The organism is Maribacter litoralis (assembly GCF_902506355.1).
Taxonomy (GTDB): Bacteria; Bacteroidota; Bacteroidia; order Flavobacteriales; family Flavobacteriaceae; genus Maribacter; species Maribacter litoralis.
This window is the reverse complement of sequence record NZ_LR733271.1, coordinates 699,618-712,650: the sequence shown is the minus strand read 5'-3', so window position 1 is coordinate 712,650 and position 13,033 is coordinate 699,618. Positions and strand designations below refer to the sequence as shown.

Sequence of the window (13,033 nt, the reverse complement as noted above, 5' to 3'; positions counted from 1 at the left end):
AAAAAAGGCTGAATTAACATTCAGCCTTTTTAGTTATTGTCTTATCCTAAGAACGGATACCTGTAATCTACAGGGGTAACAAATGTTTCCTTTATTAAACGAGGAGATACCCAGCGTAGCAAGTTTTGTGCTGATCCGGCCTTATCATTTGTACCAGAAGCTCTGGCTCCGCCAAATGGTTGTTGACCTACTACTGCACCTGTTGGCTTATCGTTAATGTAGAAATTACCGGCACAGTTCTGTAATGCCTTCGTCGCTTCATCAATAGCGTATCTGTCTTGAGAAAGTACAGCACCTGTTAGTGCATATTCAGAAGTTCCGTCGATTAACTGCAACGTTTCGCTCCAATCTTTATCTTCATAAACGTATATAGTAACTACAGGACCGAATAATTCCGTTTCCATAGTTGTATACTTAGGGTCTGTTGTTAAGATTACCGTAGGCTCTATAAAGTAACCTTTAGATTTGTCAAAACCGCCACCAGCATAAATCTCGGCATTTTCATCTTCCTTAGCTTGGTTAATATATTTTGCCAACTTGTCGAATGAGCCTTCATGAATTACAGCGGTAATAAAGTTGCTCATATCTTCTGGAGAACCAGGTTTGTTGAATGATTCTATATCTGCCTTTACATATTCTAATATCTCATTTGCGGTAGATTTGGGTAAATATACTCTTGAAGCGGCACTACACTTTTGCCCTTGGAACTCAAATGCACCTCTAGAGATAGCTGTAGCTACTTGTTTTGTATTAGCGGTAGGGTGAGCAAGAATAAAATCTTTACCACCGGTTTCACCAACTATTCTAGGGTATGTTTTATATGTATGAATGTTATTGCCTATTTGTTTCCAAAGTTCTTTGAAAACATGCGTAGAACCTGTAAAGTGTAGTCCTGCAAAGTCAGGGCTACTTAGTACAGTATTGGTAATCATAACCGGATCGCCGTAGACTACGTTTATAACTCCGTCAGGTAAACCGGCTTCTTTGAAAATGTCAACAATAACCTTTGCTGAAAATATTTGACTATCACTTGGCTTCCATATTACAACATTGCCCATCATTGCTGCACTTGCGGGCAGGTTACCAGCAATGGCCGTAAAGTTGAATGGGGTTATGGCATATACGAAACCTTCTAACGGTCTGTATTCAACTCTATTCCAAATACCCTCGGCAGAATCTGGTTGCTCCTCATAAATTTGAGACATGTATTCTACGTTGAATCGTAAGAAATCAATTAATTCACATGCAGAGTCTATTTCCGCTTGGTGAATGTTCTTTGATTGTGCGATCATTGTAGCCGCGTTGATTTTTGCGCGGTATGGTCCAGCAATTAATTCTGCTGCTTTCAAGAAAATGGCGGCACGTTGTTCCCAAGTTAAATTCGCCCAAGCATTTCTTGATTCAAGACAATTGTCAATAGCGGCTTGTACGTTCTTTTTTTCGGCAGTGTGGTAGGTGCCAACAATATGTTTGTGGTCGTGAGGAGGGGACATAGGCTTGGTGTTGCCTGTACGTACCTCTTCTGATCCAATGTACATAGGTACATCTACTTGACCGTTAAAATATGTTTTGTATTGTTCCAAAACCGCTTCTCTTTCTGGTGAACCAGGAGCATAGCTTTTAATTGGCTCATTAATAGCTGTAGGAACTTGAAAAAATCCTTTACCCATTGTCAAAATTTTAAATTAAATTGTTGACCAAAGGTACTAAAAGGGTGTAGGACTAAAAACTAATAAAAGATTAAAAGGAATTAATTAAGTGCGAAGGGTGCGCTAAATTTAAATGTGGGTATATAAACCCTGAATTTTTGGGCATTGTTCATAATTACCATGTTGTAATGACCTTTCATGGCACCAATAGGAGAAGTAAGTAAACAACCGGAATTATAAGTGTGTGATTCACCTGGCTGAATAACCGGCTTTTTGCCAATAACCCCTTCACCATCTAAAGTTTCCATGTCATTTAAAGAGTCGTATATTTTCCAATGACGAGAAGTTAATTGAACGGCATCTTTGCTCTGGTTTTCAATAGTAATGGTATACCCAAACGCATAATGCATTTTGTAGTTTTTAAAGAACGTGCCTTCAAAAGTTGTTTGTACCGATATTTTTATGCCTTTAGTAACTTGTGTTATCATCATATTTAATATGTAAATACGCTCTGTGCTATTAATATGGTTATAGCTATAATCCCTAAGATAAAAAATATTGTGTTTAAGAAAAAATACTTTATAACCGTTTTAACTCTTCCTTGTTGATAGAAATTGCGCATTGCTTTATAAAGGTAGATGGCGAATATTAAAATAAATAAACCTTCACTGCCAAAATTGAACACTGCGTTGATCAAATTGCTAACAATGAGCAAGATAAATAATAATGACTGATTGTGAAAGCTAAAGATTAAATGATCGGTATAAGTGTATTTTTTTCTGATATAGACCAACCAAATGAAAAAAGAAAAGAACGGAAGAAAGAAAAATGTGGTAAATGGTAATTTAGAAATTAAAGAATTTAAAAACGAACCTGGTCTTTTTTCTATCTCTACAAAGCTGTTGGCTAAATTAAAAGCCATTTCATTTTCTTTATTTTCAGGTATATTAAATTTAGTAACACCTTGTTCAAAATAATAAATGGTGTCGTATTTAATTATGGAATTAAAAAAGTCAATTTTTCCTAAAAATCGACTTGTAAGTTCTTTTGTGTTTATTTTCTTAAAATATGACTTGGGGTCTTTTAAAATGGTAGAATCTTTGTCGCTAATTTGGTTTTTGAAAAACCCATTAATTTTAAGAGAGTCCATTTGGGCTAAGGCTAGGGCTCTTTCTTCTTCGTTTTCAAATTCTATTTTGTCAAACTCTTCATGCATTAAGTTAAATATCGGTTTACGATTTTCGTACCCAAACTTATTGAAGGATTCAAATTCACTATTGAAACTTAAAATCAAAAAGTAAATTATAGATAAGCTCAGCAGAAACCTAAAAGGGTTGGTGTAAGAGAGTCGTCTGCCAGAAATATATTCTTTAGTGATTTTACCTGGTTTTAATAAAAGAGCTGCCAGTGTTCGCCATAGCTTAGAATCGTAGGAAAGGTAATTGGCAAGAAACTCTTCAAAGAAATCTAAAAGAGTTAGTTTCTTGGTGCTATTGGCTTGAGAGCAATTTGGGCAATATTTATCGCTTAATTCCAGCGGATGCCCGCAATTAAGACAGTCTACACCTCTGTATCTTAGTTCGTATCTGCCCTTTGTTTGAGTGGTTGGTTTGTTTTCCATAAATGATGAAAAACGTAAATATACAGTTAGTTCGTGATATTTCTAGAATTGGCAGAACCTATACCTATAATACTGTCGTACATGTCTCCAAAATTTCTGTAATATACCAATACTAAATAGGTGTTTTCGGTAAAATGAAAATTACCGCCAACTTCGTTCAGTTTTACTTTATCGTCACTTTTTACGGCATATTTATAATTATAGAAACCTTGTTTCATTTTTAAGGTAGCTTCTAACATTCCATTTTTTTCATTGTAGACCATTTTGTTTTCATCCGTAAGTGCATAGTTGTTGAATTTGCCAAAAACATACACATCGTCCAAGGCAATGAATTCGGTATACGGAAGGCTAAAATGAACATTGGTGTATTCCGCTTCTCTAGAAGCATTGTCCCCTTGTAGCGTTCTTACCACAAAATCTCCGTTTATATCAGGAAAATAGGTGTATGCTTTGTCATTTCTAAAGTCGTCAGAAAAAAGATAATGGTTGTAAAGGTCGGTAAGGTCGATGCTAGATATCTGTGAACTTGGAGCTCTAAGGTCACTTGTGTCAAATAGTAAAAATTCATTACCGCCATAAAAGGCCGTTTCTTGGTCATATTTATAAACTAATTCGCTGCCCATGGTATATTGTGGGGCAATATTGGTAATCACTGTGGGCCAATAATGATTTTGAAGAATGGCAACTTTTACTTCTTTTTTAGGGTTGATCAATCTCGTTGATCCAGAATTGATGCTGAATTGTACAACCTGTTTCTCATTTATATAATTGAAATCTCTTGATCGTTTAATTTCGGTAGCGACGGTAACGACATCCTTATAAACAACAAACCTTCGTGAAAACTGTATTTCATTATAGCTATTATACACTTCAATAAGGTAATTACCGCTCACTTTTAAACGAACATAGTCGTTGGGTATGGTTAATTGGTAGTTAGAATAAGATTGTAAAGTACTATAGCTATTCTCGTAATCTGTTATACGTTGGTTGTCGACGCCATCTATATATTGAGATTTTAATAGGGATGATGGGGTCCAGTCGTAGTCGCAATGAATAACCTTATAGTAATAATCTTGTTCGTTGGCAAGTATGTCGTCAAATTCCAAATAAAGTGGTTCTCCTATTTTAATGACCGGAAACTGATCTTCTGTAGGACCCTTAAAAACTATCGATTTAATGTTCTCGGGCGGGTTGACCTCTACTTGAACCTGGGCAATCAAATTTTGTAAAAATAGAAGACAAATAATATGTTTGATGAAAATGCGCATTATACCCCGTTTTTTTTGAGTAAAGGTAAACAAAAAGGATGCCTAAAAAATATAGCTCGTTCTATTGTCTAATTTATGGGACAATAATTATGAAAACGAACTTTTTGTACTTAAATTTGCTCAAATTTTGATAACCTAAAGGTCTACACGCACATGTCAAAAGACATTCGAATTAAGAAAGGGCTCAACATTAATCTGGTGGGCGCCGCAGAACAGACTACTTCAAAAGCTGTTTTAAGTAATGTTTACGCAATACAGTTAAGTGATTTTCACGGAATTATCCCTAAAATGATGGTTAAACAAGGCGCCGAGGTAAAAGCGGGCGAGCCTTTGTTCTATAACAAAAGCATAGAGAGTATGGTTTTTGTTTCGCCGGTAAGTGGTGAGCTCATCGAAATTGAAAGAGGGGATAGAAGACGTATTTTGACCTTAAAGATATTAGCCGATAAAACACAAGAGGTAATTTCAGGTGCTGTTACAGATGTTGAGAAAGCATCTAAAGAAGAACTGAAAGCAACGTTGTTGAAAAGTGGCTGTTGGCCATTTATCAAGCAAAGGCCGTATGATGTAATTGCAAATCCGGATACCACGCCTAAGGCTATTTTTATTTCTGGGTATTCTAGTGCTCCTTTACGGGCAGATTTAAATTATGTGCTTCAAGGCAAAGAGAAAGAGTTGCAAACTGCAATTACTGCATTGGGTAAATTAACGCCTGGTAAAGTTCATGTTTCGGTTGGTGCCGGTGCTTCGCCGTTGTCTTCTATGGAAGGTGTAGAATTGCATACGGTATCTGGACCGCATCCTGCTGGTTTGGTAGGTACTCAAATAAATAGAATTGATCCTATTAATAAAGGAGAATTGGTTTGGACTGTATCTCCTCAAGATTTAATTATAATAGGTGAATATTTGCTTACAGGAAAGTTCAATGCAGAGCGTGTTATTGCTCTTGCTGGTTCTTCTGTAAAAGCACCTAAATATTATACTACGAAAATTGGTTCTGAGATTTCTACCTTCTTATATGCAAGTGGTGTAAACGAAGAAAATTTTAGAGTAATCAATGGAGACGTACTTACAGGTTCTAAGAGTAAGCCAGATGGTTTTTTAGGATACTATAATAATACGGTATCCGTAATTCCTGAAGGAGATGATTATGAGTTGTTTGGATGGAACAAGCCGGTTTTCGATAAAATTTCTGCAACTAGGGCTTTAACGTTCTCTTGGATGCAGCCCAACAAGAAATATGATTTAGATACCAATACCAATGGTGAGCATAGAGCTTTTGTGGTAACGGGACAATATGAAAAAGTTTTTCCAATGGATATTTTTCCAATGCAACTATTAAAAGCTTGTATGGTTAAAGATTTGGATGAAATGGAGCAATTAGGTTTGTACGAAGTGGCTCCAGAAGATTTTTCGTTAACTGAGTTTATATGTATTTCTAAACAACCACACCAAAAAATTATTCGTGAGGGGTTAGATTTATTGCAAAAAGAAATAGGATAAGAAATGAGTTTAAAAAGCAAATTACACGAACTTAAACTGAAGTATCAGGGTAAGAAAATGGCTCCTGCCTTTAATGCCTTTCATACTTTTTTGTTTTCGCCAGATGAGACTACCCATGCAGGTGGTACCCATGTAAAGGCGGCCGATGATTTAAAGCGTACCATGAACACGGTAATTATGGCACTGGTACCAGTGTTGATATTTTCTATGTTCAACGCAGGTTATCAGTACTATTCTGCAATCAATGGTTTTCCTGCAGAATTTTCTTTAATGAACGATTTTCTTACTTGGGATAACTTTTGGATCGGTATTATTAAGGTGTTGCCATTAGTGGTGGTTTCTTATGCTGTAGGTCTAATAGTCGAATTTATTTTTGCCGTTATCAAAGGTCATGAAGTAGAAGAGGGTTATTTGGTTACCGGTATGTTGGTGCCATTGATCGTACCAATAGATACTCCGCTTTGGATGTTGGCGGTTGCCGTAGTATTCGGTGTTGTTATCGGTAAAGAAGTATTTGGTGGTACAGGTATGAATATTCTTAATCCAGCCTTAACTATTAGAGCATTTTTATTCTTCGCTTACCCTACTTGGATGAGTGGTGATAAAGTTTGGGTTTACGGAGCAAGGGAGCGCTCAGAAGAAATTCTGGCAGGTGCTACAAATGTAGATGCCTACTCTGGTGAAACTATACTTGGGTTTTTAGCGCAAAACAAAGGGGCCGAGATGTCATATTCCGTTTCAGATATGTTCTTCGGATTTATTCCTGGTTCTGTTGGTGAAACATCGGCGTTCTTAATTCTTTTAGGAGGGTTGTTCTTGATATTCACTAAAATCGCTAGCTGGAGAATTATGTTAAGCGCTGTGATCGGTTCATTGGTAATGGGCTTAATATTCAATCAAGTAGTTGATTTTGGTTGGATAGGAGAATCAAGTAAATTTTACGGATTAATGAGTTTTGATTTTTGGAAACATTTAATCGTAGGTGGTTTGGCGTTCGGTATTGTTTACATGGCTACCGATCCTGTAACTGGGTCTCAAACCAATAAAGGTAAGTGGTACTATGGTTTCTTTATAGGTTTCATTTCTGTAATGATTCGTGTATTTAACCCGGCGTATCCAGAAGGTGTATTCTTGGCGATTTTGTTAATGAACGTATTTGCGCCTACTATTGATCATTATGTGGTTAGGGGTAATATTAAGAGAAGAATGAACAGATTAAAAAATGCTACTATCTATCCAAAAGATTCAGATGGTAAAGCAGAAGAACTTAAAGCTGAAACAGTTTAATTATGGCTAATAAAACAGATAGTAACGTTTATACAGTAGTTTTTGCTGCTGTTATGGTTGTGGTAGTTGGTTCAATACTAGCATTTTTGGCTTCTGCATTACGTCCTAACATTAAAGAGAATGAGCGTTTTGAAAAACAGCAGAACATTCTTTATGCAATGGGGGTGAATGAAAATGGTGATGATGCCGGTAGCGTAAACTTCGTGCCGACAGATGTAGTTGAAGATGAGTTTGCAAATTATATTAAAGAGCAGTTGGTTATACAAGGTGACAAGATCACTGAAGATGATGAAGCGTATTTAATTGATTTGAAAAAGCAATTGGCGAACATTAAAAAAGGTGAAGATTACAAATTACCTGTGTTCATTGGTGAGAAAGATGGTGAGAAATTTTACATCATTCCTATGTACGGTAAAGGTCTATGGGATGCTATTTGGGGTTTTATCGCCTTAGATGATACTATGACTGTTCAAGGTGTTTATTTTGACCATAAAGGAGAAACTCCTGGTTTAGGTGCCAATATTAAAATGCGTTATTTCATGGACGATTTTAAAGGGGAGACTATTTTAAATGGTACTCAATATGCTGGTATATCGGTAGCTAAGGGTAATAATGACCCGTTGAACAAAACAAAAGATGACAATGAAGTAGATGCCTTGGCAGGTGCTACAATTACCGGTAACGGTGTTTCTGCTATGATCAGCGAAACTGTCAAATTATATAAACCTTATTTAGAAACAATTAGAGCAAAGTAATATGGCACTACTATCAAAGAAAGATACAAATCTTATTACGGATCCCTTAGCGGATAACAACCCTATTACGATACAAGTACTAGGCATCTGTTCAGCATTGGCAATTACGGCAGAATTAAAGGCATCATTGGTGATGGCAATTTCTGTAATGTTCGTACTGGGTGCAGGTAATGTAGTTATCTCGTTAATGAGGAATATTATTCCATCAAAAATTAGAATTATTGTACAGCTAATTGTGGTTGCTACATTGGTAATTATAGTGGATCAAGTGCTAAAGGCCTTTGCTTATGAATTGAGTAAAACATTAGCGGTATTCGTTGGTTTAATTATTACAAACTGTATAATTATGGGTCGTTTCGAAGCTTTTGCTTTGGCAAACGGACCATGGCGTTCATTCTTGGACGGAATAGGAAACTCATTAGGTTACGGTGTAATCTTAATAATCGTTGGGTTTTTTAGAGAATTATTAGGTTCTGGTACGTTGTTCGGTATTCCGGTTTTAGGAGATCCAATAGCAAAAACTGGTTTATATGCTACAGGTTATGAGAATAATGGTTTTATGATTATTCCGCCAGCGGCATTAATCGTAGTTGGTATAATAATTTGGGTACAACGCTCAAGAAACCCTGCGCTTGTAGAAGAAAATTAAACGACATTTAAGTAGAAATTATGTTAGAACATGTAGAATTATTTTTTAAGTCCATCTTTATCGATAACATGGTATTTGCCGTGTTCTTGGGGATGTGTTCTTATTTGGCGGTATCCAAAAAAGTGGCTACTGCGGTTGGTTTAGGTGCTGCCGTAATATTCGTATTAGCGGTAACCGTGCCAATGAACTGGTTGTTAGATAAGTATTTGCTACAAGATGGTGCCTTGGTTTGGTTAGGTCCTGAGTATGCCGATTATAACCTTAGCTTTTTATCTTTTATTCTATTTATTGCAACTATTGCCACAATGGTACAGTTGGTAGAGATAGTGGTTGAGAAATTTTCACCTTCTTTATATAACTCACTGGGTATATTCTTGCCTTTGATTGCAGTAAACTGTGCAATTCTTGGGGGGTCGTTATTCATGCAAGCAAGAGAAATCGAAACTTTTGGTTTAGCATTTAATTACGGTGTAAGTTCTGGTATTGGCTGGTTCTTGGCAATTTTGGCTATTGCGGCCATTCGTGAGAAAATTAGATACAGTAATGTTCCTGCTCCTTTAAGAGGTTTGGGTATTACCTTTATTATTACTGGTTTAATGGGTATTGGTTTTCAAAGTTTTGGAGGAATGTTGACCGGTGGAGGTGATGAAGCTGAAGAAACTTCAGAGCAAGTGAACCAAATAAGCAAACCAGAAATGGTAACTCCTGTAGAGGAAGAAGTAGTAGTAGATAAGAACGAAGAAATTGACGAAAAGGTGATTTCTTATAACGACGTAAACAAATAAATATGATTTTAGCTGCAAGTACTGGCGGAACAATACTGATAACTGTTGTCGCATTTCTAATACTGTTGATGGTGTTAGTAGCATTGCTTCTGTTTACCAAACAAAAACTTTCTCCATCTGGTCCTGTAACCATTACCATTAACGGAGAAAAGAAAATTGAAGTTGATTCAGGTGGATCTTTGTTATCTACATTAGGTAACCAAAAAGTATTTTTACCATCTGCCTGTGGTGGAGGTGGAACATGTATTCAATGTGAGTGTCATGTGCTTTCTGGTGGAGGTGAAGCATTACCTACCGAAACTCCTCATTTTTCTAAAAAAGAATTGAACCATGGTGCTCGTTTGGCCTGTCAGGTTAAGGTAAAGCAAGACATGGAAATTACGATACCAGAAGAAGTATTCGGTATTAAGAAATGGCCTGCTAAAGTAGTGCGTAATTATAATGTTGCTTCTTTTATTAAAGAGTTTGTAGTTGAGATTCCAGAAGATATGGGCTACAAGGCTGGTGGTTATATTCAAATTGAAATTCCAGAGTGTGAGGTAAAGTATGCCGATATAGATATTACGGCACACCCAGAAGAGCATGAAACTCCGGATAAATTTCAAGCTGAATGGGATAAATTCAACCTTTGGCCTCTAGTGATGAAAAATCCTGAAACGGTCGAAAGAGCGTATTCAATGGCTTCTTTCCCTGCAGAAGGTAGAGAGATTATGTTGAACGTACGTATCGCTACTCCGCCATGGGATCGCTCAAAGAACGGTTGGATGGATGTAAACCCTGGTATTGCATCTTCTTATATATTTAACCTTAAGCCTGGTGATGAGTGTACAATATCTGGTCCTTACGGTGAATTCTTTATCAATGAATCAGATTCTGAAATGTTATACGTAGGTGGTGGTGCAGGTATGGCGCCAATGCGTTCTCATTTATATCACTTATTCAAAACATTGAAGACCGATAGAAAGGTGACTTACTGGTACGGTGGTCGTTCAAAAAGAGAGCTTTTCTATTTAGATCACTTCTATAAATTAGAAGAAGAGTTTCCTAATTTTAAATTCTATTTGGCATTATCTGAGCCGTTAGAAGAGGATAACTGGAAAGTAAAAGAAAATATAGATGCTCCTGGTGATGGTTTCGTAGGTTTCATTCACAATTGTGTAATTGATAACTACTTAAGCCTTCATGAGTCTCCAGAAGATATAGAACTTTATTTCTGTGGACCTCCATTAATGAACAAAGCTGTTCAGAAGATGGGTGAAGATTTCGGTATCCCAGATGAACATATACGTTTCGATGACTTTGGCGGATAAGCTGTAAGTTGTTGATTTTAAATAATTTAACCGATATGTAATGTATCGGTTTTTTTTATAAATTTATTTACATATGCACGTATTAACAGAACAAGAGCTGCATAACTTAGCAATGAATATTGTTGGCAAACAGTTAGAAGAGGCGGGGTTTGAATTTTTGGCGGTGAATAGTGAATTGCGAAAAAATCCGCAGTTTGTTTGCACCAAGGATAAGCAAATGCGTTTTGTAGTAGTTAAGGCAATAGAGTATCCTGGTGATCCAAAAGATCTTGAGTTTTTTATGTCAGACCTAAAGAAGATGAAAGAACATGCTCTTAAATTTGAGGCAACAACTTTCTATGCCGGTGTAGGATTGGTAAATGCTACTGATCATAATTTACCAGTGTATTTAAATGAGGAGTATATTGTGGATTATGATGGTTTGGTAGAGATATGAGAAAATGTATTTTAATATTGATGGTTTTTGTAGGGTTGATTCAATCTTGTAAGAATAAGGAAGCGGTTCGAAATCAAAATGTAGGTGGCGCTTTAGGTACTTCTTATAGTATAATTTCCATCACCGCTGAAGAAATGGATATGCAGCAGGAGATTGATTCGGTATTTGCTGTCATCAACCAATCTTTATCCACTTATATACCAGAATCTGATATTTCTAGGGTGAATAGTGGTGATAGTACTGTAGTTGTAGATGCTATGTTTAAAGAAGTGCTGCAACTTTCAAAAATGATACACCGAGAGACAAATGGTTTTTTTGACCCTACGGTAGGTACTTTGGTAAATGCTTGGGGCTTTGGTCCGGAAAGGCAAATAACAATGGATAGTCTAAAAGTGGATAGTCTTTTACACTATGTAGGTCTTAACAAGGTATCGCTAAATCAAAATAATCAAGTGGTCAAGTCTAATGCAAATATTTATTTAGATTTTAATTCAATTGCCAAGGGTTATGCAATAGACCGATTAGCTGCAATGTTAGATGCTAACGGAGTTCAAAATTATTTAATTGAAGTTGGTGGTGAGCTTGTAGCTAAGGGAAGAAATGTTATTAAGGAAAAATCTTGGGTAGTAGGTATAGATGATCCTGAAATGAAAATAAACAGGTCCACTAGAATTTTAATAAACTTAAATAATAGGGCTCTGGCTTCATCTGGTAATTACCGTAAATATAGGGTAGATGAAGCAAGTGGGAAAAAATATGTACATACGGTTAACCCCAAAACGGGTTATACACAATTGTCGAATACCCTTGGGGTAACCATATTGGCAGATAATTGTGCAACTGCAGATGGTTATGCCACGGCTTTTATGGCAATGGATTTAGATGATGCGTTTAAGGTAATCAATGAAAATGACAGATTAGAAGCCTATATCGTTTATATCGATGAAAATGGCGATACACAAGAATTCTTGACAGCAGGGTTTAAAGCTGTAGTTGTAGAGTAATTATTTCTTTACGAAAGGAATTATTTCCCCTTGTGCTAAGCGGTACCTATCGATTTCTTCTTGGCTCAAAAGCTTGGTAAAATCTATTTCGTTAACGGTGAAACCTATTTCTCTTAGTTTATCGAAATAATCCCTGCCGTAAATACGTACATGGTCATACTGTCCAAAAATTTTAGCCCGTTCTACTTTATCTGTTATGGTGTTGTCTTCATAGGTAATTTCTCTATTCAAGTCTTGCGGAATCTGAAAAATGCCCCACCCACCTGGTTTTAGAATTCTATATAATTCAGACATGGCCTTGGTATCATCTGGTATATGTTCTAATACGTGATTACACAGAATAACATCGAAGGTATTATCTTCAAAAGGTAAGTTACAGATATCTGCCTTCACGTCTGCTAACGGAGAATTTAAGTCCGTAGTGACATAATTGAGGTTTTTTAACTTTTTAAACCTTTTATAAAACGCCTGTTCTGGTGCAAAATGTAATACGTGTAAATGAGCCGTAAAAAAATCTGTTTCCTCTTTTAAGAACATCCATAATAAACGGTGCCTTTCTAATGATAGGGTAGAAGGCGAAAGTACATTTTCTCTTGGGTTTTCATATCCGTACGGAAGAAAACTTCTAAAGGTATTGCCATCAATAGGATCTTCATAAGTGTTGCCATGGTAATACGCCTTAAAAAAGGGTTTTACCAAATAACTAAGGGAAATTAATACTGGTCTAGGAACAAGGTTAAGAAAAAATTTAAAAATTTTCTTCATC

At 36.3% G+C, this 13,033-nt stretch carries 13 protein-coding genes; 8 read left to right on the top strand and 5 right to left on the bottom strand.

All coding sequences use genetic code 11. The features are described from left to right. Nucleotides 1-41 precede the first annotated feature (41 nt). The 4 genes from pruA to EXIGUO8A_RS02900 form a co-directional block, all read right to left on the bottom strand. Complete coding sequence (gene pruA, locus EXIGUO8A_RS02915) at nt 42-1,670, bottom strand: L-glutamate gamma-semialdehyde dehydrogenase (RefSeq protein ID WP_159301861.1); 1,629 nt, start codon at nt 1,668-1,670, stop codon at nt 42-44. Nucleotides 1,671-1,750: 80 nt separating this feature from the next. Beyond that, a complete protein-coding gene (gene apaG, locus EXIGUO8A_RS02910) occupies nt 1,751-2,137 on the bottom strand; it encodes a Co2+/Mg2+ efflux protein ApaG (RefSeq protein ID WP_036158586.1) in 387 nt (128 codons plus the stop codon). Between the two features lie 5 nt (nt 2,138-2,142). After that, nucleotides 2,143-3,270 carry a DUF3667 domain-containing protein gene (locus tag EXIGUO8A_RS02905; protein WP_159301860.1) on the bottom strand — a complete coding sequence of 376 codons (1,128 nt, stop codon included), beginning with the start codon at nt 3,268-3,270 and terminating at the stop codon, nt 2,143-2,145. Between the two features lie 26 nt (nt 3,271-3,296). Next, on the bottom strand, nt 3,297-4,538 hold the full coding sequence (locus EXIGUO8A_RS02900) for a type IX secretion system plug protein (RefSeq protein ID WP_159301859.1): 1,242 nt from the start codon (nt 4,536-4,538) through the stop codon (nt 3,297-3,299). A 153-nt stretch (nt 4,539-4,691) separates the two neighbouring features. On the opposite strand from EXIGUO8A_RS02900, the gene EXIGUO8A_RS02895 reads away from it, so the two are divergent. From EXIGUO8A_RS02895 to EXIGUO8A_RS02860, 8 genes are all read left to right on the top strand, one after another. Beyond that, the gene (locus EXIGUO8A_RS02895; RefSeq protein ID WP_159301858.1) at nt 4,692-6,041 is read left to right on the top strand and encodes a Na(+)-translocating NADH-quinone reductase subunit A; all 1,350 of its coding nucleotides are present in this window, start codon (nt 4,692-4,694) and stop codon (nt 6,039-6,041) included. A 3-nt stretch (nt 6,042-6,044) separates the two neighbouring features. Further along, on the top strand, nt 6,045-7,328 hold the full coding sequence (locus EXIGUO8A_RS02890) for an NADH:ubiquinone reductase (Na(+)-transporting) subunit B (protein ID WP_116770016.1): 1,284 nt from the start codon (nt 6,045-6,047) through the stop codon (nt 7,326-7,328). 2 nt (nt 7,329-7,330) lie between these two features. Then, nucleotides 7,331-8,083, top strand: a complete 753-nt coding sequence (locus tag EXIGUO8A_RS02885) for a Na(+)-translocating NADH-quinone reductase subunit C (RefSeq protein ID WP_116770015.1) — start codon at nt 7,331-7,333, stop codon at nt 8,081-8,083. 1 nt (nt 8,084) lies between these two features. Beyond that, nucleotides 8,085-8,732, top strand: a complete 648-nt coding sequence (locus tag EXIGUO8A_RS02880; protein ID WP_116770014.1) for an NADH:ubiquinone reductase (Na(+)-transporting) subunit D — start codon at nt 8,085-8,087, stop codon at nt 8,730-8,732. Between the two features lie 20 nt (nt 8,733-8,752). After that, nucleotides 8,753-9,517 (top strand): NADH:ubiquinone reductase (Na(+)-transporting) subunit E, encoded by a 765-nt coding sequence (gene nqrE / locus EXIGUO8A_RS02875; protein ID WP_116770013.1) that lies wholly within the window; start codon nt 8,753-8,755, stop codon nt 9,515-9,517. A gap of 2 nt (nt 9,518-9,519) precedes the next feature. Further along, the gene (gene nqrF / locus EXIGUO8A_RS02870; protein ID WP_159301857.1) at nt 9,520-10,827 is read left to right on the top strand and encodes an NADH:ubiquinone reductase (Na(+)-transporting) subunit F; all 1,308 of its coding nucleotides are present in this window, start codon (nt 9,520-9,522) and stop codon (nt 10,825-10,827) included. A 73-nt stretch (nt 10,828-10,900) separates the two neighbouring features. Further along, nucleotides 10,901-11,263 carry a Na(+)-translocating NADH-quinone reductase subunit F gene (locus tag EXIGUO8A_RS02865; RefSeq protein ID WP_159301856.1) on the top strand — a complete coding sequence of 121 codons (363 nt, stop codon included), beginning with the start codon at nt 10,901-10,903 and terminating at the stop codon, nt 11,261-11,263. Next, complete coding sequence (locus EXIGUO8A_RS02860) at nt 11,260-12,267, top strand: FAD:protein FMN transferase (RefSeq protein ID WP_159301855.1); 1,008 nt, start codon at nt 11,260-11,262, stop codon at nt 12,265-12,267. The genes EXIGUO8A_RS02865 and EXIGUO8A_RS02860 overlap by 4 nt, the downstream gene beginning before the upstream one ends. Here EXIGUO8A_RS02860 and EXIGUO8A_RS02855 read toward each other — a convergent pair whose 3' ends face one another. Next, nucleotides 12,268-13,032 carry a class I SAM-dependent methyltransferase gene (locus tag EXIGUO8A_RS02855; protein WP_159301854.1) on the bottom strand — a complete coding sequence of 255 codons (765 nt, stop codon included), beginning with the start codon at nt 13,030-13,032 and terminating at the stop codon, nt 12,268-12,270. It lies immediately after the preceding gene. Between the last annotated feature and the right edge of the window lies 1 nt (nt 13,033).

Excerpts from the sequence above, each read along its gene's own strand:
- apaG (WP_036158586.1), bottom strand. The coding sequence starts at position 2,137 with ATGATAACACAAGTTACTAAAGGCATAAAAATATCGGTACAAACAACT.
- EXIGUO8A_RS02860 (WP_159301855.1), top strand. The coding sequence starts at position 11,260 with ATGAGAAAATGTATTTTAATATTGATGGTTTTTGTAGGGTTGATTCAA.
- EXIGUO8A_RS02885 (WP_116770015.1), top strand. The coding sequence starts at position 7,331 with ATGGCTAATAAAACAGATAGTAACGTTTATACAGTAGTTTTTGCTGCT.
- pruA (WP_159301861.1), bottom strand. The coding sequence starts at position 1,670 with ATGGGTAAAGGATTTTTTCAAGTTCCTACAGCTATTAATGAGCCAATT.
- EXIGUO8A_RS02880 (WP_116770014.1), top strand. The coding sequence starts at position 8,085 with ATGGCACTACTATCAAAGAAAGATACAAATCTTATTACGGATCCCTTA.
- EXIGUO8A_RS02895 (WP_159301858.1), top strand. The coding sequence starts at position 4,692 with ATGTCAAAAGACATTCGAATTAAGAAAGGGCTCAACATTAATCTGGTG.
- EXIGUO8A_RS02900 (WP_159301859.1), bottom strand. The coding sequence starts at position 4,538 with ATGCGCATTTTCATCAAACATATTATTTGTCTTCTATTTTTACAAAAT.
- EXIGUO8A_RS02865 (WP_159301856.1), top strand. The coding sequence starts at position 10,901 with ATGCACGTATTAACAGAACAAGAGCTGCATAACTTAGCAATGAATATT.
- nqrF (WP_159301857.1), top strand. The coding sequence starts at position 9,520 with ATGATTTTAGCTGCAAGTACTGGCGGAACAATACTGATAACTGTTGTC.
- EXIGUO8A_RS02905 (WP_159301860.1), bottom strand. The coding sequence starts at position 3,270 with ATGGAAAACAAACCAACCACTCAAACAAAGGGCAGATACGAACTAAGA.
- nqrE (WP_116770013.1), top strand. The coding sequence starts at position 8,753 with ATGTTAGAACATGTAGAATTATTTTTTAAGTCCATCTTTATCGATAAC.
- EXIGUO8A_RS02890 (WP_116770016.1), top strand. The coding sequence starts at position 6,045 with ATGAGTTTAAAAAGCAAATTACACGAACTTAAACTGAAGTATCAGGGT.
- EXIGUO8A_RS02855 (WP_159301854.1), bottom strand. The coding sequence starts at position 13,032 with ATGAAGAAAATTTTTAAATTTTTTCTTAACCTTGTTCCTAGACCAGTA.